This is a genomic window from Paenibacillus sp. CF095 (assembly GCF_900101225.1).
Taxonomy (GTDB): Bacteria; Bacillota; Bacilli; order Paenibacillales; family Paenibacillaceae; genus Paenibacillus.
In genome coordinates this window covers 2,510,049-2,535,765 of the sequence record NZ_FMZN01000001.1, presented here as the reverse complement: position 1 = coordinate 2,535,765, position 25,717 = coordinate 2,510,049, and the positions used below count along the sequence as shown (strand labels likewise).

The window sequence follows — 25,717 nt, the reverse complement described above, 5'->3', positions numbered from 1 at the left end:
AACAGGAGCCACTATCTTTGATAGTATTAGGATTAATCGCCAAGGGATGAAGGTAGAAAAACATGGACACCCGGGGAAATATAACACATAAGGGAGACTTTTAATTATGCTACATATTCGTAAATCTATCATGGTCACACTTGCTATTTTACTAATCATTCCACTCTTATTGCCGCAGTCGGTATCTGCCAAATCAGCTGCATCCAAGGATGGTGCAAGCAAAGTAAATTCCAAAATCATATACCTGACGTTTGATGATGGGCCAACCGCTCATACGGGTCAGTTACTGGATATTCTGGATCAGTATCATGCGAAGGCAACGTTTTTCATGCTGGGTCCTCAAATGGAGAAATTTCAGAAGGCTACCAAACGAATCGTAGCTGACGGGCATGGGTTGGGTCTGCATGGTGTGTCTCACGTTCCAAGCAAATTCTATAAATCTGCATATAGCGGATTAAAAGAGATGCAGCAGGCCAATGTAAGTCTGAACAAGGTTGCCGGAGTTAAAACAAGTCTCGTGCGAACGCCATATGGTAGTAAACCTTATCTCAAACCGGCATTCCGTAATGTACTGCTGGGCCAGGGTGGATTCCATCTATGGGATTGGAATGTCGATTCGGAAGACTGGAAATACAAGAAAGATCACCAGAAAGTCTATAACAGTGTAATGAAGCAAATCCACAATGTGCAAAAGAGCGGAACAACACCAGTTGTGCTTATGCACGACCAGGAAGCAACGCTGAAAGTATTACCGCAAGTGTTGAAAACATTGAAGGCAGAAGGGTATCGTTTTGAAGTATTAAGCAAAAAAGTGCAGCCGGTTAACTTCTGGAACGACAAGCGTTAATCTTTTTAATTTTTCTACAGATTGGCTACAACGAAGGAGGCACACATCATGAAGAAACAACCATTATGGATCACGATTCCAGTAACGACAGCCGTTTTACTTGCTCTGGCAGGATGTGGAGGACCGGATTCAAATGCAGCATCTTCAGAGAATAGTTCTTCACCAACGACAACAGTGGGTGAGCAGACCGAGACCGGCAGCGGTGGTGCTGATTTCTCTAATGAAAATGAAACAGGAACCAAAGAGAACACGGGCACAACAGATAATGAAGACACATCAGGATCGAAGGCAAATGACAACCAAGTTGCCACGGGTCAATCAGGTGTGAATGATGTGATCAAGCAAGTTCGCAACCAGTTGAAGATGAAGGATGCAGCGTTACCCACTTCATTCACATTGGACAAGGGTACATCTTTGGGTGCTGCAATACTGTCCAATACTGCTGATGCATTTAAGGTAAACTTCTACGCTACCACTCAGTCTGTTGCCATTAATGATCAATCTTTAACTGCATCCGACAGTAAGATACCTGTACTGGCTTCCTATGAAGTGAAGACCTATAAGGACCCGAATCAGTCAGAAATTTTCCCTGAGACGGACCTGAAAGATATTCCAGCAGATATGGCAGTGGATCTGGGACATGGCATCAAAGGCATCAGTGAAGGTGCCGCAGGCAGTCAATATCTGACTTGGCAAGAAGGTAGATGGACGCTGGAAATTCGTTCGGTTTCCGAAGATGAAATGAATAATCCGGGCATAGCGAAGAAAATGGTGGAGTACCTGGAGTCAAATACGTTGCCTGTACCCAAAGATAAAGGGTATATCAAGGTTGAATATCCAAATGGTGGAAAGTCTGTTCATGTAACGATCTCATGGCAGGACGGTAACCAAATTCATCAGCTTAAGACCGATCAAGTGCCATTAGAAGCTCTTGGCATGGTTGTATCTGTGAAATCCTAAGTGTTTTACGGATATTCTGCAATGTAGAAGAGATGAGTGTTGGATTGTTACGATACACATAAAAAAGCTTGGCCCAGGAAGAAATTGCTGGGCCAAGCTTTTTATTTTGAGTATGTTATCGCAGCTTATGCAGCCGGGACACATGTTTATTTTTGTTTCAATGGGTTAAAGCGGTACTTTCATTTGAACCACCCTTTTTCCTTGGAGCGAGTGATGGCCTCAATGCGGTTACTGGCATTTAACTTGTTGAGAATAATGGAGATGTAGTTACGCACTGTTCCCGTTGTGATGAAAAGATGCCCGGCGATTTCCTTGGTGTTCTTCCCATCTGCCATGAGGCCTAGTACGGCGTTCTCCCGTTCTGTCAGGGGGTTTTCTTCTACATAAGCTTCATCTACCAAGTCGGGAGCGAAGATGCGTCTGCCATTCATAACTTGGCGGATTGACTCGGCAAGTTCTTCAATTGGACTGTCTTTGAGCAGGTAACCACGGACACCGCCCTTCAGGGCACGTTCGAAATATCCAGTCCGGGCAAAAGTGGTCAGGATAATGACCTTACAGCTCATTCCTTTGAGTTCTTCTGCGGCTTCAAGGCCGCTTTTCACGGGCATTTCTATATCCATCAGACAGATGTCTGGTGCAAGCTCCTGGACAAGGGCAAGGGCTTCCTGGCCGTTGCTGGCACGTCCGACGACTTCCATATCTTCCTCCAGATTGAGGAGGGAGGACAAGGCGCCGAGCATCATGCGCTGATCTTCCGCGATTACAATTCTAATCATGATTCTGCCTCCTTTATCGGTTTGCGGACGAGTTTTGGAACATGAATAATGATCGCTGTACCCGGGATGTCTGTCGCAGAGCGAATATCCAGACAACCGTTCACAAATTCAAGTCGTTCCTTCATGCCCAAAATTCCTGTTCCGCGCCGATCCTGTTTGCGAGTTCGTTCTATTCCAACACCGTTATCTTGAACGGTTAATACATTATCCGCTAGGGTTTCCTTAATGATGATGGTACAGGTTGTTGCCTGACTGTGTTTGACGACATTGGTGACGGCTTCTTTCAAGCACATACCGAGCACATTTTCATTTAATTGTGATGTATCCTGTAACTTCGGATTACCTTCCAGCACAAATTCAATCGAAGCGGCCTTCAGAATCTGCTCCGCCCGGAACAGTTCATCGACCAATTGTGTACCACGCATGGTGGTTACCATTTCCCGGACTTCCTTCAGAGCTGTACTTGCCGTTTGTCTGAGGTCGTTCAATTCGATCTCGGCCTGATCGGGATTATTGCGGAGCAGCCGTCTCGCCAGATCGGTTTTCAGACCGATTAGAGAGAGCTTCTGTCCAAGTGTATCGTGCAGGTCACGAGCGATACGCTGGCGTTCTTCCATTTTTACGAGATCATCAAGTCGCTTGTTCGCATTCTCCAATTGGCCTTCCAAATGTTCAGTTTTGTTTTTGTTATACGTACTAATTGGGAGCAGGATGGAGGCCATTAAACTGATGAATACAAACGGAAACTGACTCACGAGCAATGAACTCTGATTGATAAAACCATAATTAATGGTTAGGAAGCTGGCTCCCAAATTCACCGAGTATAGGGTGAAGAAACCGGCTTTATTTTTAATATTCCCAATAAAAAAAGCAAGAAACAATGAGAAGTAGGCATAATCATAGGCGATCGTCATCGTAATGGATATGGCAATGAGCAATCCAATCCACATGTATACCTGCCAGCCTTTGGTGATGAAAGCGAGCAGATAACAGACGAAGAAAACGAGAATGATAATAATACCTGTTACCATCGTCCATAATTTGGAATATTGTGAAATGTAATAGAAGGGCAGGATGAAAAAGACGAGCCATACATAAGGATTTAACCCTGTATTTTTATAAAAAATCTGCATCCACTTTTGAATGTAATTCTCCTCCTTGCACTTGTACTCAACTTTAGCATGACTGTAGCATGACTATGGCTTGAACACAAGAAAACGAATCCGACAGAGTTAAGGCTTCTCTGTCAGACCCGCTGGATTCGTTACTCGGATAGGCGGTTGAACATACGGCTTGCGGGACAAGTTTTTGAGCTGTCTGAAGCTAATAAACTGTTTAGAATCTTCATCCCACAGACGGAAGCGAAGGGCAACCAGACTGGAACGTAGTGTAATAGTAGTTGCTTTTTGCAAGGGTGGTGTTGCGTTATGTGCTTCTTCCAAGAAATAGTTAGGTACACGTGGGCTCAAGTGATGCACATGGTGAAACCCGATATTACCACTGATCCATTGCAATAATTTTGGCAATTTGTAATAAGAACTGCCTTCAACAGCTGCTTTTACATAACTCCACTCATCTTCATGTTCAAAATACGTCTCTTCGAACTGATGTTGAACGTAGAACAGCCAGATACCAAAGAAACCGGAGAAGAAGAAGATAGGTGCCTGCACCATTACAAAAGCCTGCCATCCGACTAACCAGGACATGAATGCATAGAGCACTACGATTAATACTGTAGTCAGATGTGTGTTGATACGTTCTTTACGTCTTGCACCTTTGCGGTTAAAACGGTAAGCCAACAGAAACACGTAGATAGGTCCGATACAAAACAATACAAACGGGTTACGATAAATCCGATAGAAGAGGCGTCCCCAAGGAGAAGCTGCTTTGTATTCGTCAACCGTCATAACCCAGATATCACCTACACCACGTTTGTCAAGATTACTGCTTGTCGCGTGATGGATAGAATGCTCGTTTTTCCACTGCTGATAAGGTGTGACTGTTAATACACCCGTAATGGTACCGAGAATATCATTGGCGCGTTTGCTCTTGAAGAACGAACCATGACAGCAGTCATGGAAAATAATAAAGGTCCGAAGTACAAATCCGGATGCCACCAAAGCAATCGGGAAGGTCAGCCAGTAGGAAACCGATAAGCTAAAGTAAGCTGCAGCCCATAACAAGAAGAGCGGGAGCAATGTATTGATTAACTGACGGATACTTAATCTGAGATCATTTTTTTCGTAAGGGGTAACTTCTTTTTTTAAGGCCATTTCTTTTGATCTGTTCATAAAATTGTGTCCTCCTCAATCGTCATAACTGTAATCAGCTACAACTTGGCGTTTCCCGCTAGACTTTCCTGTAGGAAGCGTTTTTATCATTGTAAAACAATCCGAACATGACAGTAAGTCATAAACGTCAGCCTTCTGTAATGATGAATATCAATGACGGACCATGACATTTGTCATGGGTGTATGATGCTCAATAGCTCTGCAGAAGACGGAAGAGCAGGTTTTACAAATTCCTTTGCACAAATTACGCAACAATTTGTATTATGTATACAAATTTTGTTGAGAGCATGGTAAAATCTATCTTTGAGTGGTTATGACAACTTATGAGACGGGTCGATTAGGTTGATTTCTGATGGATTGGATGGAATGCATAATGAAGAAACGAATTACGGATATCCTATTTATTATGGCAGGTGCATTTCTGTTTGCACTGGCGGTGAACCTGTTTGTCATCCCGAACGATTTGGCTGAAGGCGGCGTCACGGGTATCACGATTATTTTGTATTACCTGTTTGAATGGTCCCCTGGACTGATGAACTTGATTCTGAACGGTATTTTGTTAATTGTGGGATATCGGTTTCTTGATAAAACGACTACGGTATATACGATTATTGCGGTGGTATTCAACTCGTTGTTCCTGCATCTGACGGAGAGTTGGACGATTGCATCGGATGAACTCTGGATCAATACCATTTTTGCTGGAGTATTTGCCGGTCTTGGTATTGGCTTAATTGTTAGAGTGGGAGGCACAACGGCGGGAACAGTGATCCTGGCCCGACTTGCCAACAAATATCTGGATTGGAATATCAGTTACGGACTTCTGTTCTTCGATCTGATTGTGGCTTTCTCCTCATACTTCATCATTGGGCCACAAGGATTAATGTGTACAATTGTCTTGCTGTTTGTCGGAACCAAAACAATGGAGTTCATTATTGAAGGGCTCAATCCGAAAAAAGCAGTCATGATTATCTCTTCCAAACAGGATGAAATCGCGAAGCAAGTTATTGAGAAGATGGATCGCGGAGTAACCGTCCTGTCTGGTCATGGCTATTACACGAAAAATAAGAAAGAAATTTTATACATTGTGATTAGCAAGCAGGAAGTTTCTATGCTGAAGAAGATTGTACGAGCAGAAGATGAGATTGCTTTTATCACCATTCATGATGTGCGTGATGTATTTGGTGAAGGATTTATTGAACTCTCCAAAACTTGATGAATATGTATATAAGGAAGAAAGGAGTTGCGGTGAAATATCACCGCAACTTTTTTGATAGGTTAATGGTATCCGGTATTAATCTAGTTCAAATAGAAAGAACCCTTCTCTATAGAGAAGGGCAAAAGAATATTAATAATGTTTTCTTTTTTTGACTGGACAATATTCAACAGTGACACAACAATGTTTTTTACACTTTGTAGGGACATATTTGATTTTGGTAACACAAGTTTTCGTAATTTTTTTGTAAAAACACTTTGGTCTTGGATGATGACATTTATGATGTTTTCTATACATATTAAAACCTCCCTGATCGTGATAAGGTATTCTATGACCGCGTCACTGTTTCGGAAATGTATAAACGTCTATTATTGTATAATAATCCCTTTATTAGGCTTTTGTGTTACAGGTGAAGGTTGGTTCTTTCTAGTAAGAGAGTGCAATGACAAAAAGCTGTACACCGACCAAGCACGATGATATATTGAATTTAATCAATTTGTTAATAAACCTAACTAACTATTAGAGGAGGCGATAACATGGCTGGCACACCGCAGTATATCCGCAATCTGAATGAAAATCTCATTATGGATGCCCTGATAACTCAGGGAACGATGTCGAGAGCGGATATCAGCCGTCAGACCGGACTTAGTAAACCAACGGTGTCTTTGGCGGTCGAACATCTGATTGACCGTAATCTGGTGAGGGAAATGGGGAGAGCTGACAACGCTCAGGGTCGCAAAGCAACCCTCATTCGTTTCAATGAAACGGCTTATTATGTCTGTGGTATAGATATCGGCGCAACACGTATTCGGATTGCATTATCCGATCTGAATGGAGAGATCATTGCCTATCGAACATATCCCATGGTTGTTCAAGAGGCTTATGAGCAAGCAGAAGCGACGATGCTGGAGCTTCTTCGAAGCCATATGAACGAATTGCTGGATGAGAATCATCTGAAATGGGATCAGATTCAGTGCATCGGGTTTGGTATACCAGGCGTAGTGCTGCCTGATTCAGGGCGTATCCATCGTATTGTGGACCCGTTAGCCGGTCTGGAACAAGCTTTCTCTCTTGAGTCGTTGTCAGGAGCTTTTCCCTGTGAAGTAATCCTGGAAAATGATGTGAATCTTGCAGCGCTTGGGGAGTATCGGAGTGGTGCAGCAGCAGGATATCCCTTGTTTGTTTTTTTCTCCATCGGTACAGGGACGGGCGCTGGCATCATGGTACATGGCCAACTGCTTCGAGGTTTAGGTGGCTTAACTGGAGAGATCGCAGAGATGCTGGTGGACGATGGCCGACGTCTGGAGGAAGTGCTGTCCGCAGATGGTCTGATGCAACTGGCGAATCTTCACCTTAATCCGCACGATGAACTAATGGAAGTAGCTGGTTCTGATATGGACGCGGATGTGAATGGAAAAGTACATATAGTTGCAGATGATCTTCACAGACACCTGACTCCCGAAAAGTTATTTGAAGCTGCACGCAGTGGAGAAGTTGAGGCGTTAGACATTTTACAACAATACAGCCAGAAGATTGCTTCAGCTCTGCGTCAGATTAGCGTTGTGCTTGCTCCAGATCTCATTGTGCTTGGCGGAGGCGTAGGAGGAAACGGTGATGTGTTATTGCCTTTACTGAGGCAGATCATATCTGAGCAATTCCCGGTGCAACCACAGTTAATCTGTTCCAAGCTTGGTGAGCAGGCTGTTGTCACTGGCGCGGTACAGGTAGCCATACAACAAACGATGCTGAACCTTCAGCAGGAAGCCATGGAATAAGAGATTGGATATACAACATGTGAGGAGGGGAAAGGGATGACAGAATCCGTGAAAAACGTAAGTAATGATGATCAGTCCAATCAGGATGGTACGGTTGGAGGTGATCGATCCGGCTGGATTGCAGGTATTGACATTGGAGGCACCAAAACATTAATGCTCTTGTCATCACAACAGGCTGGAAGTGAAGTTCATGAACGTATCTTGCCTACGCTTGCAAGTGATCAGCCGGATGAGTTCTTCCGATGGTTATTCGCTGAATTGGAAACGTTCTGCCGCGAAGTTGGATGCAGTCTGGATCAACTTAACGGTGCAGGCTTGGGATTCCCTGGTGTGATTCTGCAGGAGGAGGGGATACTGCGAAATACTCCAGCTTTTCAGTGGCCTGAGCTAGATATTCGCCCTGTGATTGCGCAGTATTACAGCGGGAATATCATGTTGGACAATGATGTGAATCTGGCCGCAATGGGAGAATATGATCGAGGGGCAGCGCAGGGACATCAACACTGTGTGATGGTCACGGTTGGAACAGGCATTGGAGCTGCTCTTATCCTGAACGGACAACTCTACAGCGGCCAGAATGGAGCAGCAGGTGAGATTGGGCATTTCATTGCAGGAGACGAAGGGCTTCATGCCGGTTACGTTGCTGATGCGGATTCCTTTGGCGTATTTGAGCAAGTGACTTCAGGTACGGGAATTACCGAACAGGCGAGGCGTTATTTTGCTGCTGGAAAGGGGAGTTCCTTATCCCTGATTATGAGTCTGGCAGGAGGGGAAGTGGAACAGATTGAAGCCAGACATGTATTCAGAGCAGCCGAATCAGGTGATGTTGCAGCACTTGAGATTCTGGAACTGCCTATGCGTTATATGGCTAGAGGTCTGGCGAATATTACGGCTTTACTCAATCCTTCCATTATAGTGATCGGTGGTGGCGTAGCTGCATCCAACCCATCCTATTATCTAAATGAAGTGCGCACACGCCTCCAACGTTACACCGTTCTGCCTACACTTTTAGCTGTAGCTGAACTGGGGAACAAAGCAGGAGCAATCGGGGCATTGGCTGCAATCAAGTCGAGTCTGACACGCACATAAAAATAGAGAATAGGCGAAGCAACTACAGAAATAAAGGATGGAGATCCGGATGAGAAGTAGACATATGAAGGCTTACACAGAGAAAACAAAAGCCAATTCCAATGATGCAAAACGTGTTTTACTCCAATTGCAGGGCCTATATCTGTTTATGGGGCTTGCCGGGGGGATGTTTAACCCGTACATTAATCCCATATTGGTAGCACAAGGGTTTTCCAGTAAAGAAACCGGATTTATCATGGCGTTTGGCACACTTGTATCTATTATTCTTCAACCTATATGGGGAATTCTGGTAGATAAGTTTAAAAAGACACGGTTCGTACTGGTCATAAGCCTGCTTGTTCCTGCATCGTTAGCGTACTTCTACAATATTCAAGTGTACATTATATTAATATTGATTTATACTTTATGCACTATATTCCAAGTGACTCAAATACCCGTGGCTGACTCTTATGCGGTTACCGCCGCGAGAGCAGCCAATACCTCATATGGCATGATCCGACTCTTCGGCAGCATAGGAACGGGAGTTGGTGGATTTGCCGCAGGGATGTATCTCTCCCAGTTTTCCATTCACATGTTATGGCTGCCATTTCTCCTGTTTAACGTTCTGAGCACCATACTGGCAAGTACACTTCCCCGGCAGACGAGCATATCCTCGTCCTCGGTAACCTTCTCCGTAGGTTTGGCAAGATTGCTCCGAAATCGGACATTCCTTCTATTTCTAACAGGCTGTTTCCTGGTTAACCAAACGCTCACTGCGTTTAACTCCTTTTTTGTTATTTCATTTCAAATGGCTGGCGGTTCTGTGACCATGACGGGTACAGCACTGTTGCTGGCGTCAATTACTAATGTTCCATCCATGTTGGCAGCGGCATTCATACTCCGAAAATGGGGACATGAACGGACGATGCTGCTTGCAGCGGGGGCGTATATGTTACGTTGGGGGATACAATGGCTATGGCCGACACCTGAGGTCATGATTGGCGTTCAGGTGCTGCATGGGTTATCCTTCGGATTCTTCTATATTGCAGCAGTGGAATATGTGGCTTCCGTTACGGGACGGGAGATGCAAGCCACAGGACAAAGTTTATTTAACATGGTGTTTGCTGGTCTGGGCGGAATTGTTGGTAATATGCTTAACGGATATTTACTCGATTCCGGCGGTCCATCACTGATGTATCTGGCTTGCACGATCAGTGCGGCACTAGGATCAGTGATTCTGTATATCGTCAGCAGGCAGGCCAAAGAACAGAGAAGAGCATACTCATTAGAATAGAGATGGAAGGAGTTGGAGCCTATGAAAGTAAATCTGAAGCGGAATTGGCACACCAAGTTGATGTATTCGTATTTTCCTATTTTTCTGCTTACGATTTCCATTCTGATCTTTCTCTCCTTCCTGATTGTCAACGAACTCTCACGTAACGAAACACAAAAAGCCGACATGATCTCCACCCGCTATATCGTGGATACACTGGAGCGATCGCTAAGTGACATTGAACTTCGCTTGCTTGAAGACATTGGTGCGAACAAAACATATAGTCGCTTTCTGGAAGCTGAACAGGGACAATTATCGAGTCAATTCATCTATGATGCAGCAAGTGGGCTGGGACGTATGCTGGATCAGCAGGATATGATTCAATCCATTTATCTCTATCGCATGTCCGATTCCCAGATTCTTACGCCCAGAGGCATGATGCGTTTGGAAGATTTTGAAGATCGCGCCTATATTGAGCAAGCTTTGAAAGATCGGGAGAATCTCGGTTGGAACTTGCCACGTGATTATAAGGAACGTTCCTTCGACGTACCTTCACAGGTGATTAGCATGAATAAGTGGCTTCCTTTGCCGTGGGGCGGGGAAGGACTGCTCGTCATTACCATCCGCATGTATGCAGTAGAACGGCAGATTGATAACATGACCAATGAAAAGTTATCTGTTCTTCAGGTTCGGGACAAGAGCGACAATCTGATCTATACCGCGCATCAAATGGACCCTTCTGCAGGTGAAATCCTTAATCGTGTGACTGCGGACAAGCTTGGTCTGGTCTTTGAGAGCGGCATTCAATCCGGACAGCTGTATTCATGGGTATCACTTGTCTCTTATGTGTGGATCGGTATTGGATTATTAACGATTGTTGGTGCAGTGGCGGGACTAATCTACATTACGCGCAGAAATACGCGGCCCATCCAGCTCATCATGAATCGAATTCAGGCGTTACAGCCACGTGCTGAGGAGGATGAAGCAGCACCATCCGTCAAGGATGAACTGGCACTCATCGACCGTGCGCTGGAACATCTGATTGCTCAGACGGTTGACTATGAGAAACAACATCATGAAAACTTGCTGATTCATCGCAGACAGTTGCTTGTTGACCTGATGGAAGGAGAGCGAATGGATTCGTTCCGTCAGCGACTTCGCCATCTGCAACCACTAGAGGAACGATTCATGGAACCGAAGAGTGTTGCTGTCCTCATTGCGGAGATGAATGGTGACGATCTCTCGACCAATCAGAATATTCTGAAGATTGCGCTCATGAACGTAGTGGAAGAACTTGTGCAGAATGAGACCCAGTTCGGCGGTTGGGCTGAATGGTTTGGGAACCGCAGGCTTATTGTGGTGATTGCGTCGGATGAGCAGGAAGGACTGGACCGTGAATTGCTTATGGATCTGGCTAAGCAGATGCATATGTGGATTGCGGAAAACTTCCGCCTCCGGTTTACGTTCGGGATTGGACGAACCGTATCGGGCTGGGAGGAGATTACTCGTTCCTATGCGAGTGCAGACGCGGGTTTGCAGCATAGACTTACCCTGGGTAAAGATGCCATCGTTCTCAGTGAGCAACTGCCCGATCGTATTGAGCTGCAATCGTACAAGTATTTGCAGATGCTCGCAGACTTTGTCCGTGAATTCAGACTAACCGGTGATGGTTGGCGGACGCAGCTGGACCAGATGTTTGTTGCGTTCAGCGAAGATCAGATTACAGATAACGATATTCGCATGTTGCTGCAGGCGTTAATCCAGATGTTGTCCCGTGAATTCGGGGAGCTGTCTGAGCGGTTGCAAAGCCAATTTGCCGAGGAAATCCTGACTCGTCTTCGCAGTGATATCCAGCAGGTGGATACACTGGAGGGAATTCAAGAGATTTTGCAAGAGTGGCTTAAAGAGGTTTATCGCAATTATGTATCTGTAAATGAAACGAAAAGTCATCGTGCGATGATCAATGAGCTGCGGATTTATATTGAAGAGCATTTTGATGATCCGGATCTGTCGCTGAAACATCTGAGTGATCGGTTCCAAATCTCGGGCAAATATGCAAGTTATTTGTTCAAGGAAGAGTTTGAGATGAAGTTTGTTGATTTTCTGGTGAAACTGAGGGTCGAAAAGGCCTGTCGTCTGTTGTCTGCATCCGATATGGCTGTTCAGGATATTGCTCTGCAAGTGGGTTATGCCAATGCCATCTCCTTTGGCAGAGTATTTAAACGGATTATGGGCGTGACACCAGGCGACTACCGCAAGCAGAGTGGAAAACAAGGGGATCAATAACGATATGGGTCGTGTTAGAGCATCCCGGTAATGGGTGAAATCCAATTAATCCTAGAGATATCTATGAAATCTCCTGTATGAAGGAATAAGGTCCGTACCTTATCGTCCTTTGCAGGGGATTTTTTGGATGTTGAATACAACATCTTAGGCCCATTAAGCTGGTGCGTTAAGGAATTTTACGAATGACCTATACTAGCATTATGACAATCCATTAATTCATAGGGAAGAAGTTGAAGATGATGTATACATACGGACAGCAAGTGTGGGGATCCGTAGATATCAATAGGCGGGTTACCATTACAGCAAGCAATAACACATTTACATTCCATGTAGATAACTTGTCATATACGATAACTATACCTGTGGGTACCTACACAACAAGTCAACAAAGGCATGAATCCGAACTTATTCAGGCCATTTCGAAGGCAGGGGCGGCTCAGAACATTCCTGTACGATTTATTTTGGGCGGAATGCATTATGATGAGAAGTATAATGTATTGATTTTGGAACATACGGATACGAACAACGAACATGTTATCGATCAATTTGCGGGAAATGCCATCGATACGTTGTTTGGTCAAGTGAAGTTTAATCTTCCACCGAGGAATTAGTGCGTCGAGTCGTTCTACACGTGTTGTTAAACAAGGAGATCACATAAGATGTGGTCTTTTTTTCATTTTTTGAAGAGAAATTCTATGGAAAAAGGATTATTGCAAGATGGGTGATGCCAGATTGGGTATGAGAAATCGACCTTAACACAACATATTATGTTAATATAGTTAACATTAGCGTCGTGAAAATTGTATATTGTCAGGAAATATGTTTATATATCGCGGTGTTTAACTTAAAAATCGTGAATTTTACATTTTGAAAATAGTTTATTGTCTAAATATCAGCTCATATGTAATGATTAGTGACATTCACAGGTGCAACAAAATGGGATGAACAAAGTGGAGTGGCAATCATGTGAATCCATTCAGAGAGTGTGCGAAAGGGGAAAGGTCAAATGAGATTATTTCAAAGACGTAAGGCAGGCAAGGCAAGTTCAATCCTCGCAGTGGTAACAGCATTCACTCTATTATTATCTGCATGTTCGTCGGGAAGCGAATCAACATCTTCATCTGGAGCGTCGGGTTCGGGGGAAAAAACAACTTTGAAAGTAGAAATCTTCGATCGGGGAAATACTCCGGCGGGCTACACCATTTCGGACAGTTATCTGACTCGCTTCATTCAAGAGAAGTTTGGTGATCCAAACAACATCGATGTTCAATTTGTTCCGGTACCACGCTCGGAGGAAGTACAGAAGCTTAACGTTCTGATGGCGAGTGGCTCTGAAGTGCCTGATATCGTCTTTACCTACGATTCGGGAACATTCAATCGGTATGCAGAGCAAGGAGGTCTGACCGAACTTACGGATCTGATCAATCAAAGCGGTCCTAACCTGAAGAAGTTCCTGGGAGATGAAACGCTGGCCTACGGTCAATACGATGGACAACAGTTTGCGGTTCCAGGTAAACGTCTTGTTCTAGGCAAGTACGCATCCTATGTTCGTCAGGACTGGCTGGATGCGCTCGGATTGCCTTCACCTGAGACAGCTGAGGAGCTGCATACAACACTGAAAGCCTTTAAGGAAAAAGATCCGGGTAAAGTCGGTACAGGACTTATCCCAATGGGGATGTCGATTGCCTCGGCTCAATATGAACCCCTGATCTGGTCATTCATTGAACCGCTAACGGAAGAACAAAAATATACATTAACGCAGCAACTGGGTTCCAATGACTATCCAACGTTGTTGCCTGGTTTCAAGGACGCTCTGAAATATATGAACACACTTTATAATGAAGGATTAATGAGCAAGGACTTTGGACTCGACAAAGACAAGAAAAAGCTGTGGGAAGATGTATCTAACGGCAAAGTTGGATTCTACACCGAAGATGCAGGGGAGGTTTACATCTCCGGTACGTACAAAAACTTGCAAACCAATAAACCTGGTGCAGTGATCACACCGATTGATGCATTCAAAAACTCCGAAGGCAAATTCGCCAAACCGGCATATGCTCCCAATGCGATGTATGTCATGATTCCAAAATCGAGCAAAAATGCGGAAGCAGCGATGAAGTATCTGGATTGGATGGCTTCGGGCAACAACCTGTTCGACCTGCAATTCGGTGTTGAAAATGAGAACTATGAGCTCGTGGATGGTGTACCACTGATCAAAGATGATGCTTCACCTGAAATCGCAGGTCGTATCTATAATTCCGGTGACATTGCCATTATCGTTAATGGTAAATACGTTGGGGATGACAAGAAAAATGAAGAGGCTTATGTCGTACAGGTAGAGTCGAAGTATCGGGATGACATGCGCAAGTCGGTAGCCATTTCCAACACGGACACGATTCAACCGGTACGCTTCTCCAAACCGATTGATGCAGAAGCGCGTTACGGTAACGGCCTGAAAGACAAGTTTATGGAGTTCTTCGTGAAAACAACCATTTCCAAACCCGCTGATTTTGAAGCCACGTATGACAGCATGATGAAAGACTACATGGCGAGCGGTGGTCAAGCGATCCTGGATGAACGTACAGAAGCTTACAAAGCGATGAAATAAGCAGAGTAGAGTTCACATCTAATGTGTATGACAACAAAGAACAGGGAATTCATTAGGGCGATGGCAACATCGCCTTGATGAAAAATCCTGAATGACATGGGGGGAAGGTTTATGAAAACAAGCATCTATTTCCGCAGAAACTGGCAACTATATGCGTTGCTCCTACTGCCCATGATCTACTTCATTATTTTCAAGTATGGGCCAATGTATGGCGTGCAGATTGCGTTCAAGGATTTTAACTTCTTTCAAGGGATCTCTGGTAGTGAGTGGATTGGCTTGGATGCATTCAGAGAAGTGTTTCAAAATCAGGGGTTTTACACTGCATTACGCAACACGTTAGTGCTAAACATGCTGGATCTACTGGTTTCTTTCCCGGCGCCACTAATACTGGCCATCTTATTGTTTGAGCTGAAAAAGGCTTGGTTCAAAAAGTTGGCACAGACTTTACTGTACATTCCTCACTTTATTTCGTGGGTCATTATTGGAGGGATCGTACTTCAGGTATTCGGTACACAATCTGGTTTCATTAACAATATCTTAATGAGCATGGGATTTGATCCATTACCTTTCCTTTCAGACAAAAACTATTGGCTCTTTACGTATCTTGCGGTAGGTGTGTGGCAGAGTGCAGGCTGGGGTACGATTCTGTATCTGGCATCTCTGACAGGGATTAACCGTGAGCTGTATGAAGCGGCAGAAGTGGATGGAGCAAGTCGGTTACGCAGAATCTGGCACATCTCCTTGCCAGGCATCAAAACAACGATTGTTACCTTATTGATCATCAATGTCGGCAACATGATCTCTATCGGGTTCGACCGACCATTTATTATCGGAAATGTGGCTGTACGTGAATACTCGGATGTGCTCAGCACGTTTGTCTATCGTGTCGGTTTACAATCCGGTCAGGTCACGCTCGCAACAGCTGTAGGTTTGTTCCAGGCATTAGTTGGACTTGTCTTCATACTCGGAGCAAACTATACGTCCAAGAAATTGACCGATGAGAGCATTATGTAGTGGATTTGATTCACATATGATCTGTAAGGAGTGAGTGAGATGTCTGAAAACACGGCGAATCGAATATTCAACACGGTAAACGTCATTCTTATTATCATTACGATGGTGCTGTGTCTTGCACCATTCATTCATATTATTGCGATTTCGCTCAGCTCAAACCGGGCGATCGGTTCAGGAGAAGTTTCTTTTTTCCCCAAAGAGTTATCCTTTGAGGCGTATACCAAAGTATTTGCAGATGGATCGATGATTCGTTCCCTGATCTATACGATCTGGCTGACCGTCCTGAGTACGGTGTTAAGCATGGCGATGACCATTGCAGCAGCTTATCCACTGGCGAAGAGTAATCTGAAAGGGCGTAAGTGGTTCATGCTTGTCATTGTGGTGACGATGTTCTTCAGTGGGGGCATTATTCCCGAGTACATTCTGATCAAAAATCTGCATCTACTCGACAGCACATGGGGACTTATTCTGCCTGGATTGATTAGTCCATTCTATATGATTATCCTCATCACCTTCTTCCGAGGGATTCCCGAAAGTCTCGAAGAAGCGGCGGGCATTGATGGAAGCAGCCACTTCGGAACACTTATGCGTATTATTTTGCCGCTATCCCTTCCGGTTATGGCAACACTGAGCCTGTTCTACGCCGTAGGACGGTGGAATGGTTTCCAGGATGCACTGATGTATATCACCAAGCCTGAACTATACCCTTTGCAATTGAAATTGTATCAGATGATTCAGCAAAACCAGATTACAGAACTGATGCAGAACGAAGGCATTGGTGCCGTTCAAGTCCTGCCTGAGAGTCTGAAAGCAGCCAGCGTTATTTTCTCAACCTTACCGATCTTGCTTGTGTATCCGTGGTTGCAGCGGTACTTTATCAGTGGCGTAATGGTAGGTGCTGTAAAAGGTTAATAGAGGTTGTTCAAAAAGTTCACTTTTGATTACGAATGATGCCTAGTGGCATCATCAGCATCGAATATGAAATTTAGCCGAAATAGGTTGATGCTTACGAAGTATGTTTCCTTCAGAAACATTGTAGTTGCTCACGTAGTTGTCCTACGCTCCGCTACTCCATTTCTAGCTTAATTCCATCTTCTTGGTACTGAAAACTGATCTTTTTGAACACGCACCTATAGTCTCGGGAGGGCGCATGACATGACACAACGAATGGTAGAAAAGATGTCAAAAGAGCAGCAGTATCTTGTGAATCAGTCCATGTTGATGATGGATAGCTTCTATGACAAGGAATTGGATCTGCTTCGGAGTTTTGAAGAAGAGGATTCATCGCAGCACAGCACACGAGCCAGCGCGCATTATGCGCTTGGGTTGTTGATTCGAAATGAGCCTGGTGATGTGGAACGCGCGATACAGGTGTTCCACAAGGTGTTCGATGTTCAATATGACGCTCCGGATGAGATCTATCACGGAACCTTCGCGACCCGACCAACTGATGTGCATCCACCAGCGGGTCACTATGCTTGGAAATCTTTTGCGCCAGGCACGGCCTATTTCCTGGAACGCACCTTTGAGAAGGTGTCTGCGCAGTTTATCCATAAACTACAGGAAGATGGCTCTCTGCTCACAGAGGCCGCAGATCCCAAACAACTGAAGCACCTGTTTCATTCAGCGGTGAATCAAGTTCTGCCACCGGTCTGGATCAGTTATGATCCCAACTGGCGCGAGTTTATCGCTTGTGTCTGTGTGGTCGTAACTGCCGAATTCGCCGAACTTATGCCGGAGACACTCATGAAACGGATGGACCATGCGATGGATTTGGCTGTACAAGGGTCAATAGAACGCAGGTTATCCGATGTAATCCCCATGAATACGAATATTGAGTTGATGCACATTTTCATCACCCACTACTATGGTCACCGCTTGAACCGGACAGAATGGATTCAGCATTCGGATGAACAGGCAGAAGGGTTGATGAAGGAGTTTGAACAATACGACGGTACATTCGCCGAGTTTAATACGACAACCTATTATGGAGTGGATCTGTCCGTGCTTGGCATGTATCGAAAGTATGGACTCACCGAACGTTTGGTTGATATTGGACATCGGATCGAACACGGGCTGTGGAATAACATTGCGCTATACTACAATGCCAATCTGGAGAATCTCTCCGGCCCGTTCTCTCGGGCGTACGACATGGAGATGCGAGAGCATAGTTCAATCGGTGTATTTATCTATCTTTTGCTTGGTGAAGGGTATGAGTATCTAACAGGAATCAACTGTGAGTCAGGTCATGATCCGCTGATTGCGCTCCTTGGGGTCGATGTGCCCGCAGAAGCCGTACCGTTTTTCAAGGCTCATCAAAAAGATCGGCTTGTGCAGAAACAGTTCATGGAGCTGTGTGAGCGCAATGATCCAACGTCCAATCGGAATCTGTGTACAGCCAAAGCTTGGATCGGTGAGGATCGGATGATCGGGGCCATGTCGGGAAGTGTGAATACCAACGGCCAAATGCATCCAGCCACGATCCACTGGCAGACAGAGACGGGTGAGCGTTATTATCTTCGCTTGATCCGCCGTGAGGTAGGCGAGGGTTGGAACAGTCATCTGCGTGGAGTAACGTTCGATGCGGATCTCACGCCAGATTCGTTAACGATTGATGTGGAATTGGATACAGAGGAAGAAATCGACGTTTATTTTGAAATCAGAGGGCCATCCCTTCGTCAGCAGGATATTACACCAGTGTTATGGCAGTTCCCGGGACTTACGTGTACCATGAAGGCTGAAGCACCTGAACCATCCGTGTTAATGTACGTGAATCATGTGGAGATCATCTATCGTTATGTGGCTGGGAAGACGGCAAACAAGATGAGATTTGAATTGACTCTCCGTGAAGACAACGGATAGAGGAATAAATAGGTATATAAGATGAACTGAACATTTACACGAGAACGAAGAGTGCAGAACGGATCTGAAGAAGCGGAGCGTTCGCCTGAAAGCTTTCTGCAAGAAAGCTGCATCGGAAGATGGTACTGCAATTGGAGTGATCTAGTGTAAAGTTTATTGGTTCAACTTATATAGATAGAGATAAATGGAATATGAATGGGAGATAGAATGAGAGACAGGAGGACCAATCATGTATACAGACAAACAGGAATATTCGTTCTCAACATGTTGGAACATCAAACGTCATACGACCGGACAAGGCATGATTGAAGAGATCAAGTCTCTTGGATTCAGACAGGTGGAGCTGAACTATAACGTTACGGAAGAGTTGCTGAAGACGATAGAACCGATGATTGAACGGGGAGAGATCGGTGTATCCAGTGTGCATAATACATTTCCGCATGTGCCTGATCCGGATTACGGGACGGATTCCGTCCTGCTCGGGTTCGATGATGAACCGCGCCGCAAACGGGCGATTGAGCTGTTACTTCGCTCAGCAGAGTACGCACATCGTTATGGGGCCAAGGCTGTTGTTGTACATCCTGGTGAGGTCCCGTTCGAATACAATATAGATGAAGCGTTGAAAAAGATATACCACGATCAAGGACCGGATTCAACGGCATATCAATCTTTATGGCAAGAGATGCTGGAGAAGCGGGAAGATGGCAGCGCACATTACCTGAGCCGGATTCAGGAGAGTCTGGAAGAGGTATGTAACTTGTCTGAGCAGCGAGGATACGGGGTGAATTTCGGTATTGAGACCCGTTCACGCTGTTATCAGATGCCGACTTTGCACGAAGCAGGAACGATTATTGGACAAATGAAGGGCGCGCCGCTTGGTCTTTGGTACGATATTGGTCATGGTATGATGATGGATCGAATGGGGCTGTACGATAATGTACGTGAGGCTAACGCGTTGATTGATCACGTGGTTGGCGTGCATATTCATGAAACCGTAGGGTTGGCAGATCATTGGTGTCCATACATCCATAGTAAAGACATGACATTTTTTGATTCGTTTTTGGATATTATCGACCGTTCTCCGGTGAAAGTATATGAATTAAAAGCCGCGTGTACACCGGACGAAATCAATGAGAGTCATGGAATAATCACGGCTCGTATTGCTGAACGTCATGCGGCGCGTCAGCGCGGATAGGGAGCACACGCATCAAGCATGAATGCACCTTATAGGAAAGTAAACCAACAGATAGAGCGCTTCAGAACAAACCTAAGGTTGCATTACAGGGTGTTCTAGCGCTCTTTTGTTGTTCTTTTAAGTGTGCATGCTTTTACCGTTTCTCAGGGAGTGTTAGGTCACCTAGAATACCTGCCTGATAGCCTTTGACTACAGCCCCGATTCTGGATTTCACACCAAATTTCTGTGTAATAGAGGTTATATGATACTCCACTGTACGTTGACTGATCGCCAGATCCAGTGCAATCTCCTTGTTGGTCATCTCCAGTGCAATACGGTTAAGCACTTCGCGTTCTGTTGCCGTGAGTGATTCCTCCAGATTAGAGGATAACATGGTCTCAGGAATAAGAACATGACCCAACATACTTTGGTGAATGGCGTTGATAATCTGTCCATACGTTGCTTGTTTCGACAAGTAGGCATGGACGCCCAGATCATAAGCTTTTAACTGGAATTCGTGATAGTTGTATCCGGATAACAATATAATTTTGACGGATAACCCGTATTGATCTTTCAATCTTCTCGCTACCTCGAACCCGTCAAGCTGGGGCATGCGGATATCCATCACAACAACATCTGGTCGCAACGCCTCTACTTCGGATAAAAAAAGCAATGGATCGCTGAATGTTTTCAGTACCTGTATACCGGGTTCGCGGTTTAAGCGGTTGTTGAGACCTTCCATGACCAGGGGGTGATCATCAAGCAGTACGACTGTAATGGGTTCGCTCATTGTTCAGTTGCTCCTTTGGTTAAAGGCAAACGGATGTTGATTGAGGTTCCTTTGCCAAGGCTGGAATGTATGGTGAATTCTCCACCGAGATGCTGAATGCTGCTTTGTATGGATATCAAACCGAAGTGCCCGGTTGCAGTATCAAATGTGGTATGAACATTAAACCCCAAGCCGTCATCCTCTACTTGGAGAATCAAGTCATTATCCCTTGTATGTACCTGAATAGAGCAGAACGACGCCTGTGCGTGCTTCATCACATTCATGATAAGTTCGCGGATCGTCCGAAAGACGGTGGACTTCAGAGGTTCGTGCTTTAACTCTTCAGAGATGACGTTGTAGTGTAGTTCCATTCTGATGCCACTTTGTATTTGAAGTGTACGGATGAGCCATTGCAACGCTTCCTCAAGATCACTTCGATCCATAATATGAGGGTAGAGATCATCACACAATTGGCGTATATCTCTCTGGGAAGCATACAGGCACTCCAGCCAAACAGCCGTTTGATCCTTATGCGTCTCTCCGGTATCGTGTAATTCCTCCAAATCACGAGACAGGAAAATCAGGTTTTGTAGCAGTTGGTCATGAAGGAAATAAGAGGTTTTCATACGCTCTGCCTGTTGGGCTTCCATCATAATATCATTGAACTGCCGATGACGGCGTATCTGGTGTTCATGAAAAGCTGTCTGGTCTACACGGTATTCATATCGCTTCTGCAGATCGGATAAGAGTTTGCCATTGACGAGCATTCGAATTGCTTCCAGCCTGCCTTTATCAATGATATCCTGTTCTTCCGCTGAAAAAAGGGTGCGATTTTCTTTGTGACCAATGCCCAGAAATCCTATCGTCTTCGTAGTGGGTTCACCTGACAGCTCCCAAACCTGTGCCAAATCATATTTCTGTCGTACAACTTCAATATCCAACGCCTCATTATCGATATTCTGAATGGAAGTAAAAATCCCTGTACCTTCCTGAGAATATCTGTGCTTATCATCAATCCATATGACAATCACACCTTCAATATCGAGCATCTTGTGGAACATCTCGGCAAACACGTGAATCATGTCCCGCATGTTTTGCTGCTCAGCCATTCGCACAGTCAACCGCAGTTGTTGGTGTTCCAACCAGTCTTTGTTAAGTTTGTTTTTCTTACGTGAGCGGGTGAGCATGTACTGATACACCCAAGTGATCATTAAAAACGAGACAAACAACAAGCTGGTATGAATGAACAAATGCAGGTGAGAAGCAGCCAGAAACAGTAAAAATACGATCAAAACATATAGTCCATGAATCATCAATCTTGGCATAACCAGTTTGAGGTCAAGCATACTCCGTTGTACAAGTACATAAGTGAACATCCATGATAAAGGCAGAAATCCAATTAATGTGTACTCTACAGGCAATAATGGTTCACCTTGAAGCAGGGTTGGAATAGCAAAACAGATGATGAAGGGAATCAGGCTGACAATAATTCCTGTTAACATGAGCAATAGCAGGTTCTGCTCCTTGCGATTGTAGCTTTTACGATTAACCCATGTCATCCAGATTAAGATCAGAAGGGTTGCACAAAGAATAAAGTTAAGCAGATTGGTTGGACCAGACGGTGCAACAGGAGTACTGACGGTAGTAATGCCTTGATTGAACTGAACATCGGTCATCATCCACTGCTTGATGTACAAAAATACTAGGCCTGCAGAATAAGCAACTGCAATACCTCTGCTGATAAATAGTAACCACCGGAAACGATGCAGGCGGGTACGGAATACAAAAGACACATAAAAAGCAGTTAGACAATAAGGTAACCATGCCGCACAAAAGGCTAGAATATAATTGGATAAAGGCAACTGGGATGTGTATATCGTCAGTATACATATGGCCATGGACAGGTTAAGGAGGTAGAACAGACGCATCACTCGTGAACCGGGTTGGCTAAACAAGGCATAGGTTCCGGTCAGCAACAGCAATAATTCTACAATGGATGAGAAGCCGATGTTGAACCATTCACGTGGTCCAGGCTTCATTGTATGTTCGGATGCCTGACCGCGAGAAGTCTCAACGCCGATGGTGTAGGCTTCAGTCACTAAGAATACACCTTTTTGATGGAGTAACTGGACTTCTCTTTTGGGTTCCAGCGAGATAATGGTGTCACCCGATCTTATTCCGGATGTATAAGCTAACCCTTGCGGATCTACATCATGTACTGCCCAAGAATTGGAGGCATTTGGCGTTAACGAAAGTCCGATATAAGGATTCATAAATGAAGAGATATGGATATACGTGGCAGTCAGTATAAAGCACAACATCGTTACAAACCACACGAAATTAAATTTAGTTTTCATGAATCTATGTAATGAGAGTCTCAGTCGCATGGTAAAATCATCCGTTCTTATAAAATGCATCATTGGTAAAATGAAGTGGAAAAACAAGCCATGTAGCAATGACATGGCTTGCCGAGCATCACTCTATGTTAATGTAGCAGAGTGCCTAACATTTTGTACATCAAAACTGATGATTCCTGCCTAAGCATAGGCTGCTTCGATCTATAATCCACAGCACCGGTGCTGGATACGGATACTTCAGGACCGTAGAGACCTAGAGCAACCACAAACTGAACACCTTCTTCAGCCCAACGATCCTGTGAACCGATGAGATCGGCAGTTACGGCAGGTGAGCCAAGTAGTTGTTGTGCCGTTCTTGATATGATCACCGCGGCCTCTTGCCTTGTTATGGCTTGGTCAGGATGGAACAATCCACGGGTATTACCTTGTACAATACCCAGTTCAAGCGCTGTTTGAATGTAGGCGGCATAGGGACTTGATTGGGTATCTTTAAATTTTGGTGATTGAGCTGAAATGGACATTCCGCTTATGCCCACAACCTGTGCTACAAACTCCCCACGACTAACAGGCTTCTCTGGTTCAAATAGAGATTGATCCTGTGGATACAGGCCAATCTGTGTTAAGCGATAGATGTACGGAGCATAGGGATGGTCTTCTGGCACATCTTCATAAGGTCTGGTTTCTGGCAATTTCTCGGACCAGCTATCTGACTTGTTGTAATAGAAATACGTGATTTCACCTAACTGATTTTTTTTGAAACCAGCAAGCTTGCCGTCCTCATCCATGAACAACATGTCCTTAACGGGGGTTAAGGTGTGAGTGCCATAAGCATCTATAACCTGAAGACCTGTCTCTGTTGCTGAAATATCATACAACCATGCGGGCAAGCGGATATCCCGATATAGTCCCTCATAGGTACGGAGTGAAGACTTGGGTACGCTATAATCACTATAATGCGTCTCGTTGTTTGGATAAAAATGATCCATAAATGCTTGAAAAAGCGCTTCTCGCACATCTGGGCCATCACTGTTGGAGACGATAAATAGTCCAGTCTTCTCGTTAGGTAACAGCCACAGATTCGAGTGGAATCCGTCAAGATCGCCTGCTTTACTCACGACTTTCCGTCCATGATTATACTGCGAATAGGTGGATTCGAATCCGTAACCTGTGCCAGGTATATCCTGGTGTATGGAGACATCCAACGTTTGCATCGCTTGGACGGATGACGGTTCTAGTATACGTGCACCCTGGTACGAACCTTGATTGAGCTGAGCAAGCATAAAGTGAGCCATATCCCGTCCAGTCGTAATTAATCCGCCCTCAGGGGAGCTGTCCGGTACATTGGGATATTGCGGAAGTTCCTGTCCTTCAGCGCCATAAGGAGTTGCGAGTTTACTCAGCGTGTCTTTGCTTAGTGTGAAATGGCTATCCGACATATCAAGAGGGTTGAATATATGCTGTTGTACATAAGTCTCAAACGGAAGTTTGGACTGTTTCTGAACGATGTAGCCCAAGAGTGCATAGCCGTAGTTGTCGTAACGGAAAACTTCTCCTGGATTGCGAACAACGGACGGTTTGTTGTCTTGGATGAATTGCTCAAGCGGATAAGAACTTTCCAGTTCTCTGTCGGAAGCTGCTGCATCTGTGAAATCAAACCCGCTGGTGTGGGTCATCAGATGTTCCAATGTTAACGCTGTTCCGGTATGGTTGGTCAGATGCAAAGCGTCTGTGTATGCGCTGATATCCTGATCAAGCTTTACGTTACCTTGCTCTGCCAATTGCATAATGGCAGTTGCTGTCAGCGTTTTGGAGATGGAGGCCACACGGAATAGAGTGGAGTCGGCGTCGACTGGGAGTTGTTTTGCCACATTGGCATAACCATATCCTTTATTCAACACAATCTGTTGATCGTGAACAACGGTGACTACCGCACCTTTCAGAGCAGACTTCACTTCAGGTTGGGCAAAGAATTGATTGATGAACGATTCAGTTTCCTGAGGGCTTACCTGAGGAAGAGGGAGACTGCTCTCTGCCGATACACTGGTTATTGTGGTGAAACTCAGAGATGCAACCAAGAGGATGTTAGCTACGGCACGTTTCCAATTAGGATTTGATTTGTAGCTGTGTTGTTGTTGAGTTGGACATGTTGCTACGTGAGATTTCATGAAATTCTCCTTTGAGTTGAGAGATGTTGGCTCTCTTACATTTAAGTACATCTATAATCTATCAGTTCGAATGTAATGGCGATTCCGTAGTACGCACTTATTACGGCAGGACTACCGCAAACCTTTTTGCGTGATTCCGCAATTGTTGAGGATGAAGAGTAAGTTTTGAATGATCTTGAATATATGAAAAGAGGTATTTGTCATGATGGACCCAACGGGGATCTCGACAAATACCTCTTTTTGTTTCGTCTTTTTATTTTCCATGCCAAGCGACAT

19 protein-coding genes are annotated in these 25,717 nt (G+C 44.8%); 13 read left to right on the top strand and 6 right to left on the bottom strand.

The genetic code is table 11. The features are described from left to right. Nucleotides 1-106: 106 nt before the first annotated feature. Together BLS69_RS10820 and BLS69_RS10815 are read left to right on the top strand one after the other, a co-directional pair. A complete protein-coding gene (locus BLS69_RS10820; protein ID WP_091031349.1) occupies nucleotides 107-847 on the top strand; it encodes a polysaccharide deacetylase family protein in 741 nt (246 codons plus the stop codon). Between the two features lie 48 nt (nucleotides 848-895). Beyond that, entirely contained in the window at nucleotides 896-1,807 is a 912-nt protein-coding gene (locus BLS69_RS10815) for a hypothetical protein (RefSeq protein WP_091031346.1), read from the top strand. Between the two features lie 179 nt (nucleotides 1,808-1,986). On the opposite strand, the gene BLS69_RS10810 is transcribed toward BLS69_RS10815, so the two are convergent. The 3 genes from BLS69_RS10810 to BLS69_RS10800 all read right to left on the bottom strand — a co-directional run bounded on the left by BLS69_RS10810 (nucleotide 1,987) and on the right by BLS69_RS10800 (nucleotide 4,877). Beyond that, on the bottom strand, nucleotides 1,987-2,586 hold the full coding sequence (locus BLS69_RS10810) for a response regulator transcription factor (RefSeq protein WP_036608692.1): 600 nt from the start codon (nucleotides 2,584-2,586) through the stop codon (nucleotides 1,987-1,989). After that, complete coding sequence (locus BLS69_RS10805) at nucleotides 2,583-3,719, bottom strand: sensor histidine kinase (RefSeq protein ID WP_176872676.1); 1,137 nt, start codon at nucleotides 3,717-3,719, stop codon at nucleotides 2,583-2,585. The genes BLS69_RS10810 and BLS69_RS10805 overlap by 4 nt, the downstream gene beginning before the upstream one ends. Nucleotides 3,720-3,818: 99 nt before the next feature. Beyond that, the gene (locus BLS69_RS10800) at nucleotides 3,819-4,877 is read right to left on the bottom strand and encodes a Delta(5) desaturase DesA (protein ID WP_091016855.1); all 1,059 of its coding nucleotides are present in this window, start codon (nucleotides 4,875-4,877) and stop codon (nucleotides 3,819-3,821) included. Nucleotides 4,878-5,250: 373 nt separating this feature from the next. Between BLS69_RS10800 and BLS69_RS10795 the strand changes: the two genes are divergently transcribed. The 11 genes from BLS69_RS10795 to BLS69_RS10745 all read left to right on the top strand — a co-directional run bounded on the left by BLS69_RS10795 (nucleotide 5,251) and on the right by BLS69_RS10745 (nucleotide 20,171). Continuing rightward, on the top strand, nucleotides 5,251-6,090 hold the full coding sequence (locus tag BLS69_RS10795; protein ID WP_062834072.1) for a YitT family protein: 840 nt from the start codon (nucleotides 5,251-5,253) through the stop codon (nucleotides 6,088-6,090). A 536-nt stretch (nucleotides 6,091-6,626) separates the two neighbouring features. Beyond that, complete coding sequence (locus tag BLS69_RS10790) at nucleotides 6,627-7,865, top strand: ROK family transcriptional regulator (protein ID WP_091031340.1); 1,239 nt, start codon at nucleotides 6,627-6,629, stop codon at nucleotides 7,863-7,865. A gap of 36 nt (nucleotides 7,866-7,901) precedes the next feature. Next, the gene (locus BLS69_RS10785; RefSeq protein WP_091031337.1) at nucleotides 7,902-8,954 is read left to right on the top strand and encodes an ROK family protein; all 1,053 of its coding nucleotides are present in this window, start codon (nucleotides 7,902-7,904) and stop codon (nucleotides 8,952-8,954) included. Nucleotides 8,955-9,003: 49 nt separating this feature from the next. Beyond that, on the top strand, nucleotides 9,004-10,227 hold the full coding sequence (locus BLS69_RS10780; protein WP_256332275.1) for an MFS transporter: 1,224 nt from the start codon (nucleotides 9,004-9,006) through the stop codon (nucleotides 10,225-10,227). A 21-nt stretch (nucleotides 10,228-10,248) separates the two neighbouring features. Then, nucleotides 10,249-12,492: a helix-turn-helix domain-containing protein gene (locus tag BLS69_RS10775; RefSeq protein WP_091031333.1), complete on the top strand. Its 2,244-nt coding sequence runs from the start codon at nucleotides 10,249-10,251 to the stop codon at nucleotides 12,490-12,492. Between the two features lie 236 nt (nucleotides 12,493-12,728). Then, complete coding sequence (locus BLS69_RS10770; protein ID WP_091031330.1) at nucleotides 12,729-13,103, top strand: hypothetical protein; 375 nt, start codon at nucleotides 12,729-12,731, stop codon at nucleotides 13,101-13,103. Between the two features lie 395 nt (nucleotides 13,104-13,498). After that, the gene (locus tag BLS69_RS10765) at nucleotides 13,499-15,100 is read left to right on the top strand and encodes an extracellular solute-binding protein (protein ID WP_091031327.1); all 1,602 of its coding nucleotides are present in this window, start codon (nucleotides 13,499-13,501) and stop codon (nucleotides 15,098-15,100) included. A 111-nt stretch (nucleotides 15,101-15,211) separates the two neighbouring features. Further along, nucleotides 15,212-16,114: an ABC transporter permease gene (locus BLS69_RS10760; protein ID WP_062834078.1), complete on the top strand. Its 903-nt coding sequence runs from the start codon at nucleotides 15,212-15,214 to the stop codon at nucleotides 16,112-16,114. Between the two features lie 39 nt (nucleotides 16,115-16,153). Beyond that, complete coding sequence (locus BLS69_RS10755) at nucleotides 16,154-17,026, top strand: carbohydrate ABC transporter permease (RefSeq protein WP_062834079.1); 873 nt, start codon at nucleotides 16,154-16,156, stop codon at nucleotides 17,024-17,026. Between the two features lie 243 nt (nucleotides 17,027-17,269). Further along, entirely contained in the window at nucleotides 17,270-18,976 is a 1,707-nt protein-coding gene (locus BLS69_RS10750) for a hypothetical protein (protein ID WP_091031325.1), read from the top strand. A gap of 229 nt (nucleotides 18,977-19,205) precedes the next feature. Then, nucleotides 19,206-20,171 carry a sugar phosphate isomerase/epimerase family protein gene (locus BLS69_RS10745; RefSeq protein ID WP_091031322.1) on the top strand — a complete coding sequence of 322 codons (966 nt, stop codon included), beginning with the start codon at nucleotides 19,206-19,208 and terminating at the stop codon, nucleotides 20,169-20,171. 133 nt (nucleotides 20,172-20,304) lie between these two features. Here BLS69_RS10745 and BLS69_RS10740 read toward each other — a convergent pair whose 3' ends face one another. From BLS69_RS10740 to BLS69_RS10730, 3 genes are all read right to left on the bottom strand, one after another. Beyond that, complete coding sequence (locus BLS69_RS10740) at nucleotides 20,305-20,940, bottom strand: response regulator (protein ID WP_091031320.1); 636 nt, start codon at nucleotides 20,938-20,940, stop codon at nucleotides 20,305-20,307. Next, the gene (locus BLS69_RS10735) at nucleotides 20,937-23,240 is read right to left on the bottom strand and encodes a sensor histidine kinase (protein WP_176872675.1); all 2,304 of its coding nucleotides are present in this window, start codon (nucleotides 23,238-23,240) and stop codon (nucleotides 20,937-20,939) included. Before BLS69_RS10735 ends, BLS69_RS10740 begins: the two co-directional genes overlap by 4 nt. 164 nt (nucleotides 23,241-23,404) lie before the next feature. Next, on the bottom strand, nucleotides 23,405-25,441 hold the full coding sequence (locus BLS69_RS10730) for a serine hydrolase domain-containing protein (protein WP_176872674.1): 2,037 nt from the start codon (nucleotides 25,439-25,441) through the stop codon (nucleotides 23,405-23,407). Between the last annotated feature and the right edge of the window lie 276 nt (nucleotides 25,442-25,717).